The sequence below is a fragment of the Ramlibacter pallidus genome (assembly GCF_015070875.1).
Classification (GTDB): Bacteria; Pseudomonadota; Gammaproteobacteria; order Burkholderiales; family Burkholderiaceae_C; genus Ramlibacter; species Ramlibacter pallidus.
The window spans coordinates 365,510-387,437 of record NZ_JADDIV010000004.1; the positions used below are offsets into that span (position 1 = coordinate 365,510).

General features: G+C 65.4%; 17 protein-coding genes. 16 read left to right on the forward strand and 1 reads right to left on the reverse strand.

The genetic code is table 11. From position 1 onward, the window contains the following. The first annotated feature begins 1 nt into the window (after position 1). The 4 genes from IM787_RS14970 (at position 2) to IM787_RS14985 (ending at position 5,563) form a co-directional block, all read left to right on the forward strand. On the forward strand, positions 2-979 hold the full coding sequence (locus tag IM787_RS14970) for a Bug family tripartite tricarboxylate transporter substrate binding protein (protein WP_193677480.1): 978 nt from the start codon (positions 2-4) through the stop codon (positions 977-979). 13 nt (positions 980-992) lie between these two features. Continuing rightward, positions 993-1,892: an NAD(P)-dependent oxidoreductase gene (locus IM787_RS14975; RefSeq protein ID WP_193677481.1), complete on the forward strand. Its 900-nt coding sequence runs from the start codon at positions 993-995 to the stop codon at positions 1,890-1,892. 131 nt (positions 1,893-2,023) lie between these two features. Continuing rightward, on the forward strand, positions 2,024-2,989 hold the full coding sequence (locus IM787_RS14980) for an AEC family transporter (protein ID WP_193677482.1): 966 nt from the start codon (positions 2,024-2,026) through the stop codon (positions 2,987-2,989). Positions 2,990-3,139: 150 nt separating this feature from the next. Then, on the forward strand, positions 3,140-5,563 hold the full coding sequence (locus IM787_RS14985) for a PAS domain-containing hybrid sensor histidine kinase/response regulator (RefSeq protein WP_193677483.1): 2,424 nt from the start codon (positions 3,140-3,142) through the stop codon (positions 5,561-5,563). A 37-nt stretch (positions 5,564-5,600) separates the two neighbouring features. On the opposite strand, the gene IM787_RS14990 is transcribed toward IM787_RS14985, so the two are convergent. Next, positions 5,601-6,515: a LysR substrate-binding domain-containing protein gene (locus IM787_RS14990; RefSeq protein WP_193677484.1), complete on the reverse strand. Its 915-nt coding sequence runs from the start codon at positions 6,513-6,515 to the stop codon at positions 5,601-5,603. Positions 6,516-6,612: 97 nt separating this feature from the next. On the opposite strand from IM787_RS14990, the gene IM787_RS14995 reads away from it, so the two are divergent. The 12 genes from IM787_RS14995 (at position 6,613) to IM787_RS15050 (ending at position 21,738) form a co-directional block, all read left to right on the forward strand. Continuing rightward, a complete protein-coding gene (locus IM787_RS14995) occupies positions 6,613-7,305 on the forward strand; it encodes a substrate-binding domain-containing protein (RefSeq protein ID WP_193677485.1) in 693 nt (230 codons plus the stop codon). A 43-nt stretch (positions 7,306-7,348) separates the two neighbouring features. Then, positions 7,349-8,383 (forward strand): amidohydrolase family protein, encoded by a 1,035-nt coding sequence (locus tag IM787_RS15000; RefSeq protein ID WP_227494388.1) that lies wholly within the window; start codon positions 7,349-7,351, stop codon positions 8,381-8,383. A gap of 2 nt (positions 8,384-8,385) precedes the next feature. Then, the gene (gene ligK / locus IM787_RS15005; RefSeq protein WP_193677486.1) at positions 8,386-9,069 is read left to right on the forward strand and encodes a 4-carboxy-4-hydroxy-2-oxoadipate aldolase/oxaloacetate decarboxylase; all 684 of its coding nucleotides are present in this window, start codon (positions 8,386-8,388) and stop codon (positions 9,067-9,069) included. Between the two features lie 4 nt (positions 9,070-9,073). Beyond that, positions 9,074-10,006, forward strand: coding sequence for an amidohydrolase family protein (locus tag IM787_RS15010; protein WP_193677487.1), 933 nt, complete (start codon positions 9,074-9,076; stop codon positions 10,004-10,006). Continuing rightward, complete coding sequence (locus IM787_RS15015; RefSeq protein WP_227494389.1) at positions 10,006-11,688, forward strand: tannase/feruloyl esterase family alpha/beta hydrolase; 1,683 nt, start codon at positions 10,006-10,008, stop codon at positions 11,686-11,688. The genes IM787_RS15010 and IM787_RS15015 overlap by 1 nt, the downstream gene beginning before the upstream one ends. A 13-nt stretch (positions 11,689-11,701) precedes the next feature. Beyond that, positions 11,702-12,091: a protocatechuate 4,5-dioxygenase subunit alpha gene (ligA, locus tag IM787_RS15020; protein WP_193677488.1), complete on the forward strand. Its 390-nt coding sequence runs from the start codon at positions 11,702-11,704 to the stop codon at positions 12,089-12,091. After that, positions 12,091-12,948, forward strand: a complete 858-nt coding sequence (locus IM787_RS15025) for a class III extradiol dioxygenase subunit beta (protein ID WP_193677489.1) — start codon at positions 12,091-12,093, stop codon at positions 12,946-12,948. Before ligA ends, IM787_RS15025 begins: the two co-directional genes overlap by 1 nt. Next, the gene (locus IM787_RS15030) at positions 12,945-13,907 is read left to right on the forward strand and encodes a Gfo/Idh/MocA family oxidoreductase (protein WP_193677490.1); all 963 of its coding nucleotides are present in this window, start codon (positions 12,945-12,947) and stop codon (positions 13,905-13,907) included. The genes IM787_RS15025 and IM787_RS15030 overlap by 4 nt, the downstream gene beginning before the upstream one ends. 353 nt (positions 13,908-14,260) lie before the next feature. Next, complete coding sequence (locus IM787_RS15035; protein WP_193677491.1) at positions 14,261-17,032, forward strand: ATP-binding protein; 2,772 nt, start codon at positions 14,261-14,263, stop codon at positions 17,030-17,032. A 795-nt stretch (positions 17,033-17,827) separates the two neighbouring features. Continuing rightward, the gene (locus IM787_RS15040; RefSeq protein ID WP_193677492.1) at positions 17,828-18,955 is read left to right on the forward strand and encodes a hypothetical protein; all 1,128 of its coding nucleotides are present in this window, start codon (positions 17,828-17,830) and stop codon (positions 18,953-18,955) included. 121 nt (positions 18,956-19,076) lie between these two features. Further along, entirely contained in the window at positions 19,077-21,068 is a 1,992-nt protein-coding gene (locus tag IM787_RS15045) for an ATP-binding protein (protein ID WP_193677493.1), read from the forward strand. Positions 21,069-21,180: 112 nt separating this feature from the next. Next, a complete protein-coding gene (locus IM787_RS15050) occupies positions 21,181-21,738 on the forward strand; it encodes a HEPN domain-containing protein (RefSeq protein WP_193677494.1) in 558 nt (185 codons plus the stop codon). The last annotated feature ends 190 nt before the right edge of the window (positions 21,739-21,928 follow it).

Sequence of the window (21,928 nt, forward strand, 5' to 3'; positions counted from 1 at the left end):
GATGGACTCCCGCCGCAGACTCGCCATCGCCGGCACGCTCGCCGCCGTCACCACCCCCTGGCTCGCCGCCCAGGGCACGACCTGGCCGCGCAAGGCCATCCGGATCGTCGTGCCCTTCGGCGCCGGCGGCATCGCCGACCTGACGGCCCGTGCCTTGGGGCAGAAGCTGGGCGAGCAGGTCGGCCAGTCGGTGGTCATCGAGAACAAGCCGGGCGCGGGCGGCGTCAGCGCCGGCGAGGTGGTGGCGCGCGCCGACCCCGATGGACACACGCTGCTGCTGATGTCCAACGGCACGGCGGTCAGCGCCGGCCTGTTCAGCAAGCTCCCTTTCGATGCGCAGAAGGACTTCGCGCCGGTCTCGCTGATCGGCACCTTCGACATCGCGGTGCTGGTGCCGGACAACTCGCGCTTCAAGACGCTGGCGGACCTGCTGGCGCATGCCAAGGCGAACCCGGGCAAGCTGAACCTGGCGACCGTGAACGTCGGCAGCACCCAGAACCTGGCGGCCGAACTGTTCAAGGGCACCGCCGGCATCGACGCGCAGGTGGTTCCCTTCAACGGCACCCCTGCGGTCATCACCGCGCTGCGCAGCGGCGAAGTGGATGCGGCCGTGGAGATCCTCGGCCCCGTCAAGCCGCAGATCACCGCCAAGGCCCTGCGCGCACTGGCGGTGCTGGGCGACAAGCGCCCGGCCGGCCTGGACATCCCTACAGCCGCCGAATCGGGTGGCGCGCTCGCCGGCCTGAACATCGCTTCGTGGAATGCGCTCGCCGCGCCCGCCGGCACGCCGCGCGACGTCGTGCTGCGCATCAACCGCGAGCTGCAGGCGGCGCTGGGCAACGCCGACCTGCGCCGCCGCCTCGCGGAGCTGAACGTCGATGCCCGCTCCAGCACCCCGGAGCAGCTCGCCGGCCTGCTGGCCAGCGAGATCCGCCGCTGGAGCGACGTGATCGCGCGGGCGAAGATCCCGCGCCAGTAAGCAGGGAGTCCGCATGCAAGTGCAGCGCATCGGCGTCGTCGGCCATGGCGAGGTCGGCAAGACCTTTGCCGCCGGCCTGAAGCCCCGGGTGGCCGAGATGTCCGCCTGGGACCTGAAGTTCGCCAACGCTGCGACGGCGGACGCCGAGCAGGCGCACGCGCGCGGGCAGGGCGTGCGCGCCTGCGGCTCCCTGCGCGAGCTGTGCGAGGCGAGCGACCTCGTGATTTCCGCCGTCACCGCCTCGAACACGCTGGCCGTCGCGCAGGAAGCGGCGCAGTTCCTGCGGCTCGGAACCATTTTCCTGGACCTCAACTCCGCCTCGCCCGGCACCAAGCAGCAGGCGGCCGCGGCGGTCGACGCGCGCGGCGCGCACTACGTCGAAGCCGGCGTCATGACCTCCGTGCCGCCGTACGGCATCAAGGTGCCGATGCTGCTGGGCGGCGCCAAGGCGGCCGAACTCGCGCAGCTGCTGGCGTCGTGGGAGATGGACGCGAAGGCCGTCAGCGAGAGGCTGGGCGTGGCGAGCGCCATCAAGATGTGCCGCAGCGTGATGATCAAGGGCCTGGAGGCGCTGGTCATCGAGAGCTACACGACGGCCCGTGCCTACGGCGTCGAGGACCACGTGCTGCCGACGCTGCAGGAGACCTTTCCCAGCATCGACTGGAACCAGCAGGGCGCCTACTTCTTCAGCCGCGTGGTGCAGCATGGCCAGCGCCGCGCGGAGGAGATGCGCGAGGCGGCGAACACCGTGCGCGAGGCGGGCTTCGCGCCGCTGATGACCGCGTCGATCGCGGCCAAGCAGCAGTGGGTGGCGGACCAGGCGAGGGCAGGCTTGTTCCGCGACCTGCCCAAGGGCGCCCGCTGGCAGGACTACGCGGACCGGCAGCTGGATGAACGGAAGCGGGACCGATGAGGGATTCTTTCCCTCTCCCCCTGGGAGAGGGTAGGGTGAGGGCATCCGGCGCTGGAATCGGCGCAGCACCTGCGCGAGCGCCCCGTGCCCTCACCCCCACCCTCTCCCAGAGGGAGAGGGAGTAAAGCCCGGTGCTCTCCATCCTCGCCATCACCGGCCCCATCTACCTGGTGGCGGCCATCGGCTTCCTCTGCACGCGGGCCGGCCTGTTCGAGCGTGGCGACATGCGCGTGCTCGGCAAGTTCGTCGTGAACCTCGCATTGCCCGCGCTGCTGTTCAACGCCCTCTCGCAGCGCAGCTTCGCCGAGGTGCTGAACCCCGTCTTCATCGCCGCCTATGCACTCGGCTCGGTCGGCGCCAACCTCGCCGGCGTGCTGTGGGCGCGCAAGGTGGCCGGCAAGCCGCTGTCGGCGGCGGCCATCGTGGGCATGGGCATGTCGTGCCCGAACAGCGGGTTCATCGGCTTTCCCCTCGTGGCGCAGCTGTTCGGGCCGGTCCACGCCGGCATCGGCCTGGCGCTCGCGATGCTCGTCGAGAATTTCCTGACCCTGCCGCTTTCGCTGGCGCTGGCCGACAGCGACACGGGGGACGCCGGGGCAGGGCAGACGCGTGGTCAGCGCCTGCGCGCCGCACTGCGGCAGTCGCTGCGCGGCATCGTGCGCAACCCGATGATCTGGGGCATCGCGCTCGGCCTGCTCTTCTCGCTGGGCGGCTGGCGGCTGCCGCAGCCGGCGGCGCGCACGGTGGACCTGTTCGCGGCGGCCTGCGCCTCGCTCGGGCTGTTCGTGATCGGCGGCTCGCTGGCCGGCATCTCCTCCCGCGGCCTGGTGCGCGACGTGGCCGTCATCGCCGCGGGCAAGCTGCTGCTGCACCCGCTGCTGGTGCTGGCGGCCGTCCTGCTGTTGCCGCCGATGCCGCGCGAGCTGCAGGTGATGGCCGTCGTGATGGCCGCGGTCCCCATGCTGGGCATCTATCCCGTGCTCGCGCAGAAGCACGGACACGACGCCATGGCGGCTGCGGCGCAGCTCGCCACCACCCTGGCGTCCTTCTTCACTCTGGCCCTGGCGGTGGGGGCGGCGCAGGCGCTGTTGCGGTAACTTGTCCGGTTTCCGGGCCGCGCCTGCCGCGGCTTACAGGAATCGCTTAAGGCGGCCCAGCTCGGCTGCGCGAAACTTCCCGTTACGCCTCGCGCCGCTTCGGTGCGCCCCTGTCCGTTCCCCGTCCGCCGGGGCATCGCTCCTTCTTTCATGAAGTTGTCCGTCATGAAGCCGTCGTCGCCTTCGCCTGTCCCCTCCAGCCCCGCACGGCACGTGCAGGACGCCGCCGTGCGCGCCATGGAGGAGGCCTCGGGCTTCACCGAACTGGCCGCCACGATGACGGGCGTGGACCGCAGCCGGCTGGTGGCCGACGCGTCGATCCTGGCGGAACTGGCGCCGGTCGGCATGTTCTCCGCCGATGCCAAGGGCGCGGTGCTGCATGGCAACGCGCAGTGGGTGGAAATGCTGGGGGCCAGCGCCGTCTCGGAGCTGACCGGCTTCCAGTGGGCCGACGCGATCCATCCGCAAGACCTCGATGCGCTGGGCTCCGGCTGGCAGGAGGCGGTGCGTGCGGGGCAGCCCTACGCGGGCATCTTCCGCACCCGCGAGACGGCCACCCGCCCGGTGCGCTGGATCAAGTTCCGCGCCCGGATGGTCGGCCCGGACCTCGCGCCCATCGCCTTCGTCGGCACCGCCGTCGACGTCACCGCCACCGTGCGGCTGGAGCAGGAGCTGCAGCACCGCAACCGGCAACTCGCGCGCGCGCTGGAAGCCTCCGGCCTGGCCTTGTGGGAGATCGACCTGCGTTCCGGCGCGGTGCACCTCTCCCCCGGCTGGACGCGCATGCTGAAGGTGGCCGGCGGCGTGGAGGACATCAACACCCAGGACGCCATGCGCTACTTCCCGCGCGAGGAAGTGCCGCGCGTGATGGAAGGCCGGCGCAAGCTGCTCAAGGGCGAGATCCCGCACCTGTCGCTGGAGCACCGGATGCGCGCCGAGGACGGTTCGCTGGTCTGGGTGCTCACGCAGGCCGAGGTGAGCGAGCGCGGCCCCGACGGGCGCGCGCTGTACGTGGTGGGCACCTGCAAGGACATCACGGAGCGCAAGCGCACCTATGCCGAACTGCACCGCGCGCTGGAGGCCGCCGACGCCGCCAGCCAGGCCAAGTCGGATTTCCTCGCGACCATGAGCCACGAAATCCGCACGCCGCTCAATGGCGTGATCGGCCTCACGCAGCTGCTCGCCGCCGCCGACCTGCCGCCGATGGAGAAGGATTCGGTCGGCATGATCGACAGCTGCGCCAAGTCGCTGCTGAGCCTGGTCGACAACATCCTGGACTTCTCCAAGATCGAGGCCGGCCGCCTGACGCTGGAGCTCGTGCCGACCGACCTGCCGCAGCTGGTGAACGAAGTCGCCGACGTCTTCCTGGTGCGCGCGGGCGAAAAGGGCATCCGCTTCGACCTGCGGCAGGAGCCTGGGCTGCCGCGCTGGATCTCGGCCGACCCGGGCCGCCTGCGCCAGATCCTGCTGAACCTGCTGGGCAACGCGCTCAAGTTCACGACCGAGGGCGGCTTCTCGCTCAACGTGTTCGTGAAGGCCGACGCGCAGCCGCCGCAGCTGTGCTTCCAGGTGTTCGACACCGGCATGGGCATCTCGGAGGCGGACCAGGCGCGCCTCTTCACCCGCTTCTCGCAGGTGGACGCGTCGGCCAGCCGGCGCCACGATGGCTCTGGGCTCGGCCTGGCGATCTCGCGGCAGCTCGCGCAGTTGATGGGCGGCGACGTCACGCTGGTGAGCCGCCTGGGCCATGGATCCACCTTCACCGTCACGATCCCGCTGCAGGTCGCCCGCGCGCCGGCGCAGGTGGAGCGGCCCGCCGCGCATGCGGTGCGCGAGAACGTGCGCATCCTGCTGGCCGAGGACAACGAGGTGAACCAGCTGGTGGCGCAACGCCTGCTGGCCAAGCTCGGCTACCCCAACGTCACCGTCGCCTTCACCGGCCGCGAGGCGGTGGAGGCCTGCCGCACCGGCCGCTACGACCTGGTGCTGATGGATTGCCAGATGCCCGTGATGGACGGCCTGGAGGCGTCGCGCGTGCTGCGCGAGGACGGCATGCAGGCGCCCATCATCGCCTTCACCGCCAGCGCCACCTCGGGCGACCGCGACCGCTGCCTGGCCGCGGGCATGAACGACTACCTGACGAAACCCGTTGAGATGGCGGTGCTGGCGGACAAGCTGCAGCGCTGGCTGGGGGATGCGCCCGTTGTCGCGCCCGAATCCGCGCCGCCGGTCGAGGCGGCACCCGCGTTGCCGGCGTTCGACAGCAGCGCGATCGAGGAGCGCTTCTACGGCGACCTGGAACTGTTCCAGCAGGCTCGCGAGATCTTCCTGCGCCAGACCCGTGAGGGCCTGCAGAAGTCCATCGGCATCAGCGACGGGCTGGAGCTGAAGCGCCTGGCCCACCGCATCCGCGGATCGGCGGCGACGCTGGGGGCGATGCAGCTGGCGGCGGTGTGTGGGCGGCTGGAGGACGAGGCGGAGGGGCTGCAGCCGGCGCAGATGCAGGCCGGCGTGCAGGAAGCGATCGCCAGGCTGGACGCGTTCGTCGCCGAATCGCAAGTCGCGGTGCAATAGCCGTCATTCCCGCGGAGGCGGGAATGACGGATTCCTCTCACAACCCCCGCGCCACCACCTCCGGCGCCTTCGCCCGGATCAACTCCAGCGTCGCCTTCTGCACCGGGGTCGCCGGCCGCTGCAGGCTGGTGGCGAGCGACAGGCGGATGCGCAGCGGCGGCGTGCCGATGTGCTGCGCCGTATAGGCCGACGGCCGCGGCGAGTTCAGCAGCGCGTTGCGCGACAGGATCGCGCAGCCGGCACCATCGAGCACCAGGTCCAGGATCGCCGACACGCCGTCGATCTCCAGCGCGACGTTCGGCCGGCAGCCGATGTCCGCCATCTCCGCCTCGACGTGCATGCGGATCGCATTGGGCCGCGTCGGGATGATCAGCGGCAACTTCGAGACCTCTTCCAGCGACACCGGCCCTGGCGGCGGGTCTTCGTGCAGCCCCGGCGGCCGGGCGCGCACCAGCAGCAGGTCTTCCTCCAGCAGCGGGGTCACGTCCAGCTCGCGCGACGGCTGCGCGTTGTAGAGGACGACGATGTCCAGCCGGCCGCTCGCCAGCCCTTCCTGCAGGCTGGCCGACAGCCCCTCGCTGATCGACAGCTTCGCTTCCGGCAAGGCTTCCCGCACGGCCCGGCTCAGCGGCACGGTCAGCACCCGCGCCAGGCTGCTGGGCAAGCCCACTGCGACCCGACCGGCCAAGCCGCCGCGCAGCCGCCCGAGGTCCTCGCGGGCCCGCTCCACCTGGTGCAGGATGCCGCGCCCGTGGTCCAACAGGAGCTTGCCGGCCTCCGTCGGCACGGCACCGCGGCCATTGCGCACCAGCAGCGTCTGGCGCAGCTCCACCTCGAGCAAGCGCACCTGCCGGCTCAGCGCCGGCTGGGCCACGTCGAGCTCGATCGCGGCGCGCGTGAAGCTGCCGAGTTCGGCCACGCGCACGAAGTACTCGAGTTGCTTGAGGTCCATGAAGCGGTATAACTTGCTTTCGATTATGCCGAAGCGGCATAGCTGCTAGTCGCGCGCTTCCCTGTCGCGGGCCGGGTGCGGCGACCACAATCGCGCCATGACATCCCCCCTCCTGGGCATCTCCTCCATGGCCACCCGCCAGGTGCTGGGCGAACTCGCCCGCGCCTGGGAACAGCGTTCCGGCCGCAAGGTGCAGGTGGAATCCGTCGGCGGCGTCGACGCGGCCAAGCGCGTGGCCGCCGGCGAGCGCTTCGACTTCGTGGTGCTCGCCGCCGATGCGATCGACAAGCTGGCGGCGTCCGGCCACGTGGTTGCCGGCAGCCGCGTGGACCTGGTCGATTCCGGCGTGGCCGTCGCCGTGAAGACCGGCCACCCGCATCCGGACCTCTCCACCGAAGAAGCCTTGCGCACCGCCGTCACCGCCGCGGGCACCATCGGCTATTCGACCGGCCCGAGCGGCGTGGCCCTGATCCAGCTGTTCCAGCGCTGGGGCATTGCGCAGGACCTGCAAAGCCGGCTGGTGCAGGCGCAGCCGGGCATCCCCGTCGGCGCGTTGGTCGCCCGCGGCGAAGTGGCCCTGGGCTTCCAGCAACTGAGCGAGCTGATCCATCAGGAAGGCATCGACGTCGTCGGGCCGATGCCGGCGGCCGTGCAGATCACCACCACCTTCTCCGGCGCCGTGTGCGCCACCTCGACGCAGGCCGAAGCCGTGCGCGAGATGCTGGCCTTCATGGCCTCGCCCGAAGCCGAAGCCGCCAAGCGCCGCAACGGCATGGAACCCGCTGCCTGATTTCCCCGCCGTTCGCGGCCACCGTCCCCTCCTGGAAGACTTCATGAGCCTGATCATCGATTGCCACGGCCACTACACCACCGCCCCGAAGCAGCTGGAGGAGTGGCGCAACAAGCAGATCGCCGGCATCAAGGACCCGTCCGTGATGCCGAAGCCCGCGGAGCTGAAGATCAGCGACGACGACATCCGCGAGACCATCGTCAACAACCAGCTCCGCCTGATGAAGGAACGCGGCAACGACCTGACGCTGTTCTCGCCGCGCGCGAGCTTCATGGCGCACCACATCGGCGACTTCCAGGTCTCCAGCACCTGGGCGGCCATCTGCAACGAGCTCTGCTTCCGCGTGAGCCAGCTGTTCCCCGAGCACTTCGTGCCGGTGGCCATGCTGCCGCAGTCGCCCGGAGTGGACCCGAAGACCTGCATCCCCGAACTCGTGAAGTGCGTGGAGCAGTACGGTTGCGTGGGCATCAACCTGAACCCGGACCCGTCGGGCGGCCACTGGAAGGAGCCGCCGCTGACGGACCGGCACTGGTACCCCATCTACGAGAAGATGGTGGAGTACGACATCCCCGCGATGATCCACGTCAGCACCAGCTGCAACCCGGCCTTCCACACCACCGGCGCGCACTACCTGAACGCGGACACCACCGCCTTCATGCAGCTGATCCAGGGTGACCTGTTCAAGGACTTCCCGACGCTGCGCTTCCTGATCCCGCACGGCGGCGGCGCGGTGCCCTACCACTGGGGCCGCTTCCGTGGCCTGGCGCAGGAGATGAAGCGCCCGCTGTTGGACACGCACGTGATGAACAACGTGTTCTTCGATACCTGCGTGTACCACCAGCCCGGCATCGACCTGCTGAACACCGTGATCCCGGTGAAGAACGTGCTGTTCGCCTCCGAGATGATCGGCGCCGTCCGCGGCATCGACCCGACCACCGGCCACTACTACGACGACACGAAGAAGTACATCGACGCCTCGAAGATCCTGTCCCCCGAGGACAAGCACCAGATCTTCGAAGCCAATACCCGCCGTGTCTTCCCGCGCCTCGACGCGCGCCTCAAGCAGCAAGGACGCTGAACATGTACGAACTGGGTGTCGTCTACCGCAACATCAAGCGGACGGACAAGGAAACCGCCGACGCGCTGGCGAAGTTCGGCTCCGCCACCGTGCACGAGGCCATGGGGCGCGTGGGCCTGATGAAGCCGTACATGCGGCCGATCTACGCGGGCGCACAGATCTCCGGCACCGCTGTCACGGTGCTCGTGCACCCCGGCGACAACTGGATGATGCACGTCGTCGCCGAGCAGATCCAGCCGGGCGACATCGTGGTGGCGGCCTGCACCTCCGAGAACACCGATGGCTTCTTCGGCGACCTGCTGGCCACCTCGTTCCAGGCGCGCGGCGCCCGCGGCCTGGTGATCGACGCCGGCTGCCGCGACGTGAAGACGCTGACCGAGATGGGCTTCCCGGTGTGGAGCCGCGCGATCAGCTCCAAGGGCACGATCAAGGCGACGCTGGGCTCGGTGAACATCCCCGTGGTCTGCGCCGGCGCCTGGGTGACGCCGGGCGACGTGATCGTGGCCGACGACGACGGCGTGGTCTGCGTGCCCGCCGCCATGGCGAAGAAGACCCTGGAAGCCGCCGCCGCGCGCGAAGCCAACGAGGGCGCCAAGCGCGAGAAGCTCGCCTCCGGCGTGCTGGGGCTGGACATGTACAACATGCGCGAGCCGCTGGCGAAGGCCGGGCTGCGCTACATCGACTGAGGCCATGACCAAACCCACCTCCGGCGGCTTCACCAAGACGGGCGACTGGCTCGACTGGTACTCCAACCCCAGCAAGCCGCGCTTCCAGCTGCCGCCCAACGCCGTCGACGCGCACTGCCACGTCTTCGGCCCCGGCGAAGTGTTCCCCTACGCCCCCGAGCGCAAGTACACGCCCTGCGACGCCAGCGCGGACCAGCTCTTCGCCCTGCGCGACCACCTGGGCTTCGCCAAGAACGTCGTGGTGCAGGCCACCTGCCATGGCGCCGACAACAGCGCCATGCTCGACGTGCTCAAGCGCTCCAACGGCAAGGCCCGCGGCATCGCCACCGTGCGCCGCAGCATCAGCGACAACGAGCTGCAGGACATGCATGCCGCCGGCGTGCGCGGCGTGCGCTTCAACTTCGTCAAGCGGCTGGTGGACTTTACGCCCAAGGACGAACTGATGGAGATCGCCTCGCGCATCGCGCCGCTGGGCTGGCAGGTCGTCATCTACTTCGAGTCCGTCGACCTGCCGGAGCTGTGGGACTTCTTCACTGCGCTGCCGACCACCGTGGTGGTCGACCACATGGGCCGCCCCGACGTGACCAAGCCGGTGGGCGGGCCCGAGTTCGAACTGTTCCTGAAGTTCATGCGCCAGCACGAGAACGTGTGGAGCAAGGTGAGTTGCCCCGAACGCTTGTCCGTGTCCGGCCCGCCGGCGTTGAACGGGGAGCAGCACGCCTACCGCGACGTGGTGCCCTTCGCCCGCAAGGTCGTCGAGAACTTCCCCGACCGCGTGCTGTGGGGCACCGACTGGCCGCACCCGAACCTGAAGAACCACATGCCGGACGACGGCCTGCTGGTCGACTTCATCCCCGAGATCGCGACCACGAAGGAACTGCAGCAGAAGCTGCTGGTGGACAACCCCAACCGGATGTACTGGCCCGAGGAGAAGTGATGACCGCCCTGCGCCGCGCCTTGCTCGCTTCCGCCGCCGCCGCTTTGCTGGCGGGCTGTGCCACGCCCGGCGGGACGCCCATCCCGCCGCTGAAGCAGGACAACTGCACGGCGATGCAGGGCACGCGCATCGCGCCCTCGGCCATCGGCCTGCCCAGCGGCGCCGCGACGATCGACTCCGCGACGATGGTCGCAGCCAGTGACCTGGCCGTCGCGGAGCGTGGCGCCACCCCCGCCGGCATGATCACGCCGGCGCTGCCGGCCCACTGCAAGGTGCTGGGCCGCATCGCGCCGGTGGACCCGCAGGCGCCCGCGATCCACTTCCAGGTGAACCTGCCCGTGCAGTGGAACGGCCGCTCGGTGCAGTACGGCGGCGGCGGCTTCAACGGCGTGCTGATCACCGGCACGGCGCTGGTGCCCGCGGCCCGCTACGACCAGCCCGTGCCGCTGGCCCGCGGCTACGTCACCTACGGCACCGACTCGGGCCACCAGAACCAGCCGGGCCAGCCGCCGCAAACCTTCGCCCTGAACGACGAGGCGCTGGTGAACTTCGCCCATGCCTCGTACAAGAAGGTGCGCGACGTCGCCGTGGCGGTGATGCGGCAGGCCTACGGCCGCGACCCGCAGAAGCTGTACTTCGTCGGCAGCTCCGAGGGTGGCCGCGAGGGCGTGATGATGGCGCAGCGCTACCCCCAGGACTTCGACGGCATCCTGAGCCGCGTGCCGGTGCTGAACTGGACCGGCCTGCAGCACGCCGGCCTGCGCGACGGCCTGGCGATCACGGGCGACGCCTGGCTGTCGCCCGCGCACGTGAAGCTGGTGCACGACGCCGTGCTGGCCTCCTGCGACGGCGCCGACGGCCTGACCGACAGCGTCGTCTCCAACCCGGTGGGCTGCCGCGAACGCTTCAACGTCGAACTCCTGCGCTGCTCCGCCACCACCGGACCGACCTGCCTGAACGACGCGCAGATCCGCGCCGTGAAGACCCTGCATGCGCCGCTGGACCTGCCGGCGGAGATCGCCCACGGCGTGCGCCAGTACCCGGGCCGCGGCCCGAGCGGCGAGAACACGCGCTCCTTCGGCCCCACCGGCGGCTGGCAGTCGTGGTGGACCGGCACGCAGGCGCCGGCCTTCCCGCCGGTGCAGGCCAACGGCATCGCCTGGTTCTACGGCGCCGGCGCCATCCAGTACTTCTATGCCCGCAACCCGCAGGCGGACCTGCGCAGCTACCGCATCCAGGACCACCTGCCGCGCGTGCGCGAAGTCTCGGCGCTGATGGATGCGACCAACCCGGACCTGTCCGCCTTCCAGGCGCGCGGCGGCAAGCTGATCCTGCTGGAGAACATGGCCGACTACGCGCAGAGCCCGTACGCCGGCATCGCGTACTTCCAGTCCGTGCAGCAGCGCCTGGGCGCCGACAACGTGCGCCGCTTCGCCCGCCTGTACACCGCGCCCGGCGTCGACCACGTCGGCACCGGCGCCCCCGGCAACGCCGAACTGTTCCCCGCGCTGGTCGACTGGGTGGAGCAGGGCCGCGAACCCGCGGGCCTGCAACTGGTCGAACAGGAAGGCAGGCCGCCGTTCGCCGTGACGCGCGCGCGCCCGCTGTGCGAATGGCCCACGTGGCCCCGGTACAAGGGGGGCGACCCCAACGCCGCGGCCAGCTTCGAGTGCACCCGATAGAGAGGAGGCGACCATGCCTTTGGAGAAACCCTACGCCGGCGTACCCGGCACGACGATCTTCGACGCCGACCAAAGCCGCAAGGGCTACTGGCTCAACCAGTTCTGCATGTCGCTGATGAAGGCGGAGAACCGCGAGCGCTTCAAGAAGGACGAACGCGCCTACCTGGACGAGTGGAAGATGACCGAGGAGCAGAAGCAGGCCGTGCTGGCGCGCGACCTGAACCGCTGCATCGCCCTGGGCGGCAACATCTACTTCCTGGCCAAGATCGGCGCCACCGACGGCAAGAGCTTCCAGCAGATGGCCGGCTCCATGACCGGCATGACCGAGGAGGCCTACCGCGAGATGATGATCGGCGGCGGCCGCCCCTCCACCTGGACCGACAAGAAAGAGGAGGGCAAGTAATGGCCCGCATCACCGCATCCGTCTACACCTCGCACGTGCCCGCCATCGGCGCGGCCATGGACCTGGGCAAGACGCAGGAGCCGTACTGGCAGAAGGTCTTCGCCGGCTACGACTTCAGCCGCCAGTGGATCAAGGACAACAAGCCCGACGTCGTCTTCCTGGTCTTCAACGACCACGCCACCGCGTTCAGCCTGGACTTCATCCCCACTTTCGCCATCGGCACCGCCGACGAATACGCCGTGGCCGACGAGGGCTGGGGCCCGCGCCCGGTGCCCAAGGTGGAAGGCGCGCCGGACCTGGCCGCGCACATCGCGCACTCGGTCATCCAGCAGGACTTCGACCTGACCATCGTCAACAAGATGGACGTGGACCACGGCCTGACGGTGCCGCTGTCGCTGATGTGCGGCCAGCCCAAGGAGTGGCCCTTCAAGGTCATTCCGTTTGCCGTGAACGTGGTGCAGTACCCGGTGCCGAGCGGCATGCGCTGCTTCAAGCTGGGGCAGGCGATCCGCAAGGCGGTAGAGAGCTTCGACGAAGACCTGAACGTGCAGATCTGGGGCACGGGCGGCATGAGCCACCAGCTGCAGGGCCCGCGCGCCGGCCTGATCAACCGGGAGTGGGACAACCGCTTCCTGGACCGCCTGATTGACGACCCCGAGGCGCTGGCCAACGTGAACCACATCGAGTACGTCAAGGAAGCCGGCAGCGAAGGCATCGAGCTGGTGATGTGGCTGATCGCCCGCGGTGCGATGGCGGATGTCGCCGGCGGCAAGAAGCCGACCGTGAAGCACCGCTTCTACCACGTGCCCGCATCAAACACGGCCGTCGGCCACCTGATCCTGGAGAACAACCAATGAGCAACAACAAGACCGTGCGCATCGCGCTCGCCGGCCCCGGCGCCTTCGGCATCAAGCACCTGGACGGCCTGAAGAACATCGAAGGCGTGGAGGTCACCTCCATCATCGGCCGCGAGCTGGGCAAGGCGCAGGAAGTGGCGACGAAGTACGGCGCGAAGCACGTCACCACCGACCTGAACGAGGCGCTGGCCCGCCCGGACGTCGACGCCGTCATCCTGTGCACGCCGACGCAGATGCACGCCGAGCAATCCATCGCCGCCATGAAGGCCGGCAAGCACGTGCAGGTGGAGATCCCGCTGTGCGACAAGCTGGAGGAGGGCAGGGCGGTCGTCGAGACGCAGAAGAAGACGGGCCTGGTCGCCATGTGCGGCCACACCCGCCGCTTCAACCCGAGTCACCAGTACGTGAACAAGAAGATCAAGGCGGGCGAGTTCCACATCCAGCAGATGGACGTGCAGACCTACTTCTTCCGCCGCACGAACATGAACGCCTTGGGCCAGCCCCGCAGCTGGACCGACCACCTGCTATGGCACCACGCCGCGCACACGGTGGACCTGTTCCAGTACCAGACCGGTTCACGCGTGGTGAAGGCCAATGCGATCCAGGGCCCCATCCACCCGAACCTGGGCATCGCGATGGACATGAGCATCCAGCTGCAGGCGGAGAACGGGGCGATCTGCACGCTCTCCCTGTCGTTCAACAACGACGGGCCGCTGGGGACGTTCTTCCGCTACATCGGGGATACGGCGACGTACATCGCGCGGTACGACGATCTCTTCACCGGGAAGGAAGAGAAGATCGACGTGAGCAAGGTGGATGTGTCGATGAACGGGATCGAGTTGCAGGATCGGGAGTTCATTGCCGCCATTCGCGAAGGGCGGGAGCCGAATTCGAGTGTGGGGCAGGTGTTGGCTTGTTATGAGGTGTTGGACCGGCTGGAAAAGCAGCTGGAAGCGTGAATCGCTCCTGCGAAGGTTGGAAATGGGCGCTACTGGGTAGCGCCCATTTTTCTTGGCGGATGTCTGCTTTGGGGCGGGAGCAGTCATCCGGTGCACTTGGCGCGCGCGTGGCTGCTTTGCAGCGATTGCGGTCGCTGGTGGGCGCCAGGACGGGCATGCCCGGCGTGATGCCGCGCACAAGAGCCTGACAGCGGATCGCGCCGGGACGCCTCGAGTTCCGTAGAAGTCGGAACGCATCGGAAGGGACCGATCATGAAATACTGTTACAGGTTTCAACTTTTCCGTCCGCCATCCTCATGGTCATTCTGGATCCAGCCCAGCTTGTCAGGATCGAAGCCGTTCATCGAGGCTTCATGTACCAGCACCTCTTCGCCGCTGGTTGCCTGCTTTCCGCTCAAGGCTCGGACCTCAGGGCAATCAGAGTCGAGCTGGACGAAGACATCGAACTGCAGTTCTCATCTCTGGCGGTCTATGTGCAAGTCAAGACGCGTAACCGTCCATTGATTCAGTCCGACATTGGGGACGCATTGGAGCGATTTGCCACGTTGCGACAGGAGCACATCTCCGGGCGAAGAGCCGGTGATGCACAGTTTGTCGTTGTTTCGAATCAACCACCCGGTGAAGTATTGGCGCGGGCGCTTGCCGAAAGGGACCTGAACTACGATTCTTTGGAATGGCCGGGCGGCCGCATCGGACCTCAAGCTCCAGGCCTACCGCCTGCGTGGCGAGACATCGCGAGTGCGGTCGCCTGGTGCACGACGGCTGCAGAACAGTTGCCACTGCGAACAATCGCAGCCGAAACGCTGGTGTGGAAGCTAGCCGCAAATGTGGCGCTTGCGTCCAGCGGGACATGGCCCTATGGCGACCATCAGTTTCTTGCGGAAGGCCTGCCGGCCCTCTTCGAGCAGTTCGCACGCCAACTGCACGATTTTCCTGAGCTGTTGCTTCACTACAGGCCGCACCAGAACGAGCCGGCGATTGAATCGACCGAGTACGTTCGGGTCGTCTGCGGCTTTTCGGGGGCAGGTAAGACGTCTTGGGCGGCACAGACCGCCGCGCACTCCGGAAATGCGTGCGCCTACTACGACGCAGGAGACACTGCTCCCGCTGCCCTGCCATCGGCCCTGGTGCGGGAGTGCGCCGCCCAGTTGGCAGGTTCGATGGCTCTGGAGAGGGTTCTACTTCCCGGTGCCAGCGGCCTTGAATCGCTTCGCGCCTTGGACCAGGCATTGCAGGAGAAAGGCAGCTCTCCCATTCTGGTGATCGACAACGCCCACGCCTTGCCATCGACGGCGTTGGAGCAGGTCGCTAGGAATACGTCGAGCATCCGCCTCGTGTTGCTCGGCCACCCCGGACGCACGGTGGCCGAGCTGGAAGCATTGCAGGGCATTCGACGTGAAGACCTTCGCGGCTGGTCTGTCGAGGATGTGGCGGCCGAAGCCGCAGCGCTTGGTTGCATCGGCACCATCGAAGGAATGGAGCATCTGCGCGTCCTGACGGGAGGCTATCCGTTGTTCGTGCAAAGCGCTGCTCGCTTGGCCGCGTCGGAGCACAACGGCAGCATTGACGACTTTGTGCATTCACTAGAACGAGGCCTCCACGGCGCAGTCACTGCCCAGGAGGTGATTCTGGAGCGAGTCTTCGACAGCTTGCCGCTTCAACAGCAGCAGGCAGCCTGCGCCCTCAGCTTTTCTGAGGTTCCCCTATCCCGCGCGGAGATGCTCAAGCTTTTGAGGGCATGCCTAGACATGGATGAAGTGGGCGCCGCCAGTGTAGTGAGGCAGCTCAAGATACTGGGTTTGGCGCAAAGCGTCGGGGGCGATCGTGCTCGCATCCATGATGCTGTTCGTACCTTTGGCAAAATTCGATCTAGCGATCTACCAGTGCTCGAGGCACGGGCACTGCAAGAGCTGTCCGAGATCATTCTGCAATCCCTGCAGGAGCATCGAGATTTCGGTCGAATCGTTTTTTGGGCGAGACTGCTTTCTGCCCGTAATCATCTCGAGCCCCTGATCGAGCTGATGGGGGAAGAGATATTCCATGAGATGGGCGTCATTCCTGAAGTCTCGTTTGCTCTCGAACAAGCATTGGCTTCGGGGAGGTTGGAACCCGAGCAGCAGTTCTGGGCTTACGATGGGTTGATCTTCTCGGCGCTAAAACACGGAGTGCGGGAGCAAGCCGACAAGATAGTTGAGTGGCTGGCAGCATGTGAACGCGTCGTTGAGCAATTCGGTCTTTCGCCAACGCATCGAGCTCGGCTCTGGATGAAGCGCATGAATCTTGCGGGCGTGCTGCGCGATGAAGACGGCGTGATGGCCGCCCTTGAGCAGGCCTCCCGCGACATGCCCGATCTAAAGGGCCATCAACGCATACTGGCCTACAACGCCGCTGCGGCTCTCTTTTCCATTGGCTCGCACCATGTTGCTGAGCAGGTTGTCTCCGGTGTTATTGACGAGTACTACGAAGTGCTCGGCATTTCCCCGGAGCAGGTCATGGGCCTGAGGCAAGCGGAGCTTTGGGAGGCCATCGACAAGCCATCGCTTGACATCGATGACGTCAAGCATCTCGCCGATGCACTTGAACTCCTCGCAAAGATTGGTAGAAAGACGGGGCAGAGAGTGCCGCTCGCGCGAATTCATGCCATGCGGTTTTATGAGATCGCTGGCGCCCTTGACTCCTATGTGCGTGCCGGACTCGATGTCGCTGATGACTTCGTATGGGTGAATGACTTCCTGGGCGCTCGCAACATAATGGAGGACTTTGTCCTGCCGTTCATCCAGCGACACTCTATGGTCGGCAAGATGCTGGATGCACGCAGCTTATATGCGGTCATACTGGCCTATAGCGGTGAGTTCGACAACGCAGAATCGGAGATGCGGCGGCTTGAGCCTCTCATTGAGGGTGCGCCGGCGCCCATGCAGACCCAGCTCGCCGCGCAAAAGCGCCTTATTGCCGAAATTCGCGAGAAGGGGCCTCCCCCTCAGCGCAGACTGCCTGAGCGTGCCGGAGCTGCTCCGTTTGCGGCCCGAGTTGCGCCAATCGTTCGCCAGAGCGCGAAGGTGGGGCGCAACGATCCATGTCCTTGTGGCTCTGGCCTTAAATTCAAGAAGTGTCATGGCGTATGAGCTCAGGACTGTGACGCGCATCGCGCTAGTGAAGCGCGCATTCCGTTCGAGCTGAGGCCTCCGACACGAGACGCAGTCGGCAAGAAGCACCGCTCTCTCAGCGGGAGCGGCGCGTACTGCTTTCACTTCAACGTCTGCAACTAGGAGCCTCTCAGCTTCTGGGCTCCACGCACGCCCGAAAGGGTTTGGCGATTAAGTCGACTAGAACGCTGAATGCTGAATGCTGCACTTTGATACAGTATGGAGATTACGATGAAGGGCTACTACACCGTTCGCGCTGAGGGCCTCTGGCTGCAGCCAATTCCAGCGGATAGCACTGGAAGCTGCGTTCGCTCGTGAGTTTGAGGCGACCCTTGGCGGAATGTAGCGGACGTCGGCGCTGTGCCTGACGGCTGCATCCGAGGGGGCAGACGCTGCCGCGCGAGCGTCCTTGCATGCCGCGAGCGAGGGGGCAGCAGCTGCGGTGCGCGCAGCGATGCAAGTGCCGGAAGGCTGTCGATTCGCGATTGGGGCTTGGCAGGCCACAGATCTCTGAGAGGAGCGCGTGGGCAATCAGGAACTTCAGTCGATTCGGGACAAACTGGCCGGATCCGATGCGCGATGCGAAGCGATTATGGCCCTGCTGGGCGACAAGAGGCACTTGTCGCGAGAGGATCGCCCCCATGTGGAGGAGCTTTATCAGTCGTTGAAAGACGACTTGAAGCAGGCCGTCGCCGTCGCCTCTACGACGCGCAGATCGAGTTTGCACACTTCATGTCCAAGCTCGAAGACGCGTAGGTACACGAGGGTCATTGCATGAATCCGCAACAGGTGGGATCGTCGATCGATAGGCACAGAGCGTCGCCAGAGGTGAGCCTCGATCGACATACGCGCAGCAGGCTGCTGGAACTGGGCGCGCTGCTGGCGCCCAGGAAAGCCATCTATCTGGACCTGTGCTTCTGGATTCTGCTTCGTGATGCGATGCGCGCCGGGAAGCCCGATCGAGGCCTGCAAATGCTGTCGATGCTGCGCGGGCTGGTGAAATCCGGCGTTGCGTTCTGCCCGATCAGCGACAGCACTTTCCTTGAACTGTTCAAGCAGACAGACAGCGCCTCGCGGGTGGCTACGGCGGAACTGATCGACGAGCTCAGTCTGGGCGTCACGCTCGTCCCGTTTCACCTGCGCGTCGGAACGGAGATTGCGCATTACGTGCACTCGGCGAAACCAGGGACCAGTGTGTACCCCTTGAGGGAACTGACATGGTCGAAGCTCAGCTACGTGATGGGGTTTGTGCATTCCACGAAGATGGCCTTCGATGCCGCGACTAACCTGGCAATCCAGAAGGCGTTCTTCGACCACATGTGGGACAACGTCTCTCTGGTTCAGATGTGCTCGCACCTTGGCGAGGCATTTGTCCACGCCGATCCACTTCACTTCCGACAGACGTCGGCGAATCTGAACGAACAGAACCAGATACACGCCGCTGATCTCAAGAGCTTTCGGAAGACCTACAAGGGTGAATTGATCGGCGTGCTGGACCTGTTTGCGGGCACGCTGGCGCAGATCCTGGCGCCGATGCTGCCTGCTGAAGCGGGCCCGCTGCCAGCCGAGGGGACCGCTAAACGTGCCGACGTTGACCGACATTGCCTGTCTTTCTTGGTCGGCGCGCTGGACACGGAAGGTGGACGCAAGGCCATGCGCAGCCTTCACATCAAATGCTTGTTGCATGCCGCTGTGCGCTGGAACAAGGGGCAGGCACTGAAGCCCAACGACCTGTTCGACTTCGATCACGCGGCGGCGGCCATCGGGTACTGCGATGCATTCTTCACCGAGGGGCCGCTGAGCGCCATGCTGGCTCGGCGTGACCTTCGCCTGAAGGAGGACTTCGGCTGCTTCGTTAGCTCCGATGCTGACGAGTGCTTGCGCTATCTCGAGGCGCTTTAACGAGGTAGCAGACTTGATGCTGCGGATCCAGTTGGTACAGCTGTGAGTATGTATGCCCACGTGAACGCAATCTACGCCCTCTAGAGCGAGGGCTGTAACATGGTCGCTGAGGAGCCTTCCCATGAGCAGCATCAACATTGAACGCGCTGTCAAAAATATCCGGTCCACCACAACGGTTTTCACGCCGATCGTGGAGGCTGTGGTCAACTCGATACAGGCGATTGAACTGACGAACCGGACTGACGGACACATCGTCGTGTCTATCAAGCGTTCGCCGCAGCAAGAGATCGATGATGAGTCGCGCGTGGTCGATGTCGCCGTGACTGATACCGGCGTCGGCTTCACCAAGGCCAACCGCGATTCCTTCGATACCCTCTACAGCGATCAGAAACTTGCGATTGGCGGAAAGGGCTTTGGACGTTTCACCTGGCTCAAGTACTTTGACAGCGTTCAAGTTGAAAGCGCCTACGCCGAGGAAGGGGCGTATTGGCTGCGTTCGTTCTCGATGGGCAAGAACAACGACATCATCGTCAAGGAGACAGTAGAGCCCTCTACCGAGGAGCGCGCCTATGCCAAAGTCCTGTTGCGAGGTGAGCTCACCGGACAGCTCCCCCAGAAACTCTCCACCATCGCCAAAGGGCTGGTGGAAGTCTTGCTCCCGTATTTCACGACCGAAGGCTACGTGTGCCCTGAGATCACGTTGACCGAGGAGGACGGATCGAGCTCGATCTCACTTAACGGCTACCTGCGCAGCGAGGACCCTGACATCGTCGAGATGCCCTTGGCGCAACAGGAATTCAAACTTGAGGGATCTCTTGGCCGCGAGAGCTTTCGCGTTCGCGTATTCAAGCTGTACGCGCCGCGAAACAAGATCAGCAAGATCAGTTTGGTTGCGCACAAGCGGGAGGTAACGGAGACATCCATCGCCGTGTACGTGCCGGAGTTCGCGGACGAGTTTGCCGAGCCGCCTGCTTCAGCGGGCGGCCGCGGTCGGAACTTCATCCTTCGGGCTTACGTGTTCGGAGAGTACCTGGATCGGAACGTCTTGCTTGAGCGCGGCGCTTTTGAGTTCCAGAAGGAGAATGACGTCGCATTCGGAATCTCGCAGGTCGAAATTGAGCGTGAGGCGGCTGAACTGGCCAGGGCCGCAGTCGCGGACCAAGTGACCTCGCGCCAGGATCGGAAGAAGGCTGCGTTGCAGCGGTACGCGGACGAGAAGGCGCCATGGCACAAGACGACGCTCAAGGAGATGGACATCACCCGGCTGCCCATGAACGCGAGCGAAGAGCAGATGGAGAGTTACCTACACCTGCAGAAATACGAGACTGAGGTGCGTGTTCGCCGCGATGTCACTCAACTGTTGGCGAGCAACGACCTCGACGACGTACGGAACAAGGCGGCCCAACTTGCCGAGCGGATTTCACAGAGCAGCCAGAGTGAGCTGGTCCACTATGTTGCGCTTCGGCGGTACGTCTTGGAGCTGTTCGAGAAAAGCCTTCAGTTGCGTGGCGACGGAAAGTACGAGACCGAGGGTACCGTCCACCAAGTCATCTTCCCCAAGCGGACGGATGACCAGACCACCCGGTACGAGGCTCACAACCTTTGGATTCTTGACGAACGGTTGACATTCACGACCTATTTGTCGTCCGACCTTCCGCTCACCGGCGCAAACGACAGACCGGATATTGCAGCCTTCGAGCGCCCTGTGGCATTCCGCGGCGACAACGAGCCGAGCAACCCCGTCACGATCTTCGAGTTCAAGCGGCCTCAACGGGACGACTTCACCAATGCCAGTTCCTCCGATGATCCCGTGCAACAGGTGATCCGGTATGTCAACAGCATCCGTGCGGGAAAGTTCAGAACGCCGGAGGGCAGGAACATTCATGTGTCCGACACGACGCCCTTCTATGGATACGTGGTCTGCGACCTCAGCGCAAAAGTGGAAGAGTGGCTTAAGACTGAGAAGAACTTCAAGCGAATGCCGGACGGATTGGGCTGGTTCAACTGGTTCGACAACATCAACCTCTACGTCGAAGTGCTCAGCTGGGACAAGATCCTTCGCGATGCGCAGATGCGAAATCGGATCTTCTTCCACAAACTGGGTCTCACGTGACGCACGACTGTCGAATGAAGGTGGCGGCTCAGCAGGTTTGATATGAACACAATTCTTTCCCAAGGATTGTCGCCTTGCATTCCTTACTCAGTCGACGCGGTCTTGCCGAACTATGACCAAACCTATCCCTGAACTATCCTATTCGCAGGAGCTAGCGGACCTCGCGCCATGGGACAGAAGTTTCTGGCTGTCGCGAGCTTTCATAGAAGCGGCGAGAGTGCTGTGCGAGAAGATGCTCGAGGAGGAATTTTCTTCCCAGTATTCGTCGAGCCGCGTGATAGTTCACCTTGCGAGGCAAGGCATCGAGCTGTTCCTCAAGGCAGCACTGGATGCTTCTGGACGATCCGTTTCGCGTACGCACGACCTCAATGCACTTCTGGCGTCTTACAAAGAGCACTACACCGATGCAGCGTTTGATTTCACAGTTCCCCCTCGGTTCGCTACCAGCCTAACGTTCTCGCTGTTTGAAGCCGACGACAAGATTCTGCATGGCACCATGGACCAGCGCTTTCGCTTTGCAACTGATCTAGTGGGTCAATCGTTTGCCACCCCGGAGGTATTCGACTGCATTCAAGTGTTGGAGGAGGTGCAGCTACTCGACAGGGAGCTGAAAGTAGTTGAGTGGTGCCGTATTCGGCCGTACTTGGACGGGAATCCGTTCATTCGCTAGCTCGCGGCTGACGACTTGGATGCTTGCGGATTCCTTCGGTGCATCGCCTTCCTACGGCCAGCGGAAATTCAAAGACAGTCTTCTCTCGCAGTCCCACGCGCGGTCCGATTTCGCGATGGGTCGACTTCACCCTAAGGATGGGCTGGAGCCTCCGCCCGCGTCTGCAGGATCAGCGCTTCGCCGCAGGCTC

Coding starts and splice junctions, on each gene's coding strand:
- IM787_RS15010 (WP_193677487.1), top strand. CDS start 9,074: ATGACCAAACCCACCTCCGGCGGCTTCACCAAGACGGGCGACTGGCTC.
- IM787_RS14985 (WP_193677483.1), top strand. CDS start 3,140: ATGAAGTTGTCCGTCATGAAGCCGTCGTCGCCTTCGCCTGTCCCCTCC.
- IM787_RS15000 (WP_227494388.1), top strand. CDS start 7,349: ATGAGCCTGATCATCGATTGCCACGGCCACTACACCACCGCCCCGAAG.
- IM787_RS15030 (WP_193677490.1), top strand. CDS start 12,945: ATGAGCAACAACAAGACCGTGCGCATCGCGCTCGCCGGCCCCGGCGCC.
- IM787_RS15040 (WP_193677492.1), top strand. CDS start 17,828: ATGAATCCGCAACAGGTGGGATCGTCGATCGATAGGCACAGAGCGTCG.
- IM787_RS14990 (WP_193677484.1), bottom strand. CDS start 6,515: ATGGACCTCAAGCAACTCGAGTACTTCGTGCGCGTGGCCGAACTCGGC.
- ligK (WP_193677486.1), top strand. CDS start 8,386: ATGTACGAACTGGGTGTCGTCTACCGCAACATCAAGCGGACGGACAAG.
- IM787_RS14970 (WP_193677480.1), top strand. CDS start 2: ATGGACTCCCGCCGCAGACTCGCCATCGCCGGCACGCTCGCCGCCGTC.
- IM787_RS15050 (WP_193677494.1), top strand. CDS start 21,181: ATGACCAAACCTATCCCTGAACTATCCTATTCGCAGGAGCTAGCGGAC.
- IM787_RS15045 (WP_193677493.1), top strand. CDS start 19,077: ATGAGCAGCATCAACATTGAACGCGCTGTCAAAAATATCCGGTCCACC.
- IM787_RS15015 (WP_227494389.1), top strand. CDS start 10,006: ATGACCGCCCTGCGCCGCGCCTTGCTCGCTTCCGCCGCCGCCGCTTTG.
- IM787_RS15025 (WP_193677489.1), top strand. CDS start 12,091: ATGGCCCGCATCACCGCATCCGTCTACACCTCGCACGTGCCCGCCATC.
- IM787_RS14975 (WP_193677481.1), top strand. CDS start 993: ATGCAAGTGCAGCGCATCGGCGTCGTCGGCCATGGCGAGGTCGGCAAG.
- IM787_RS15035 (WP_193677491.1), top strand. CDS start 14,261: ATGTACCAGCACCTCTTCGCCGCTGGTTGCCTGCTTTCCGCTCAAGGC.
- ligA (WP_193677488.1), top strand. CDS start 11,702: ATGCCTTTGGAGAAACCCTACGCCGGCGTACCCGGCACGACGATCTTC.
- IM787_RS14995 (WP_193677485.1), top strand. CDS start 6,613: ATGACATCCCCCCTCCTGGGCATCTCCTCCATGGCCACCCGCCAGGTG.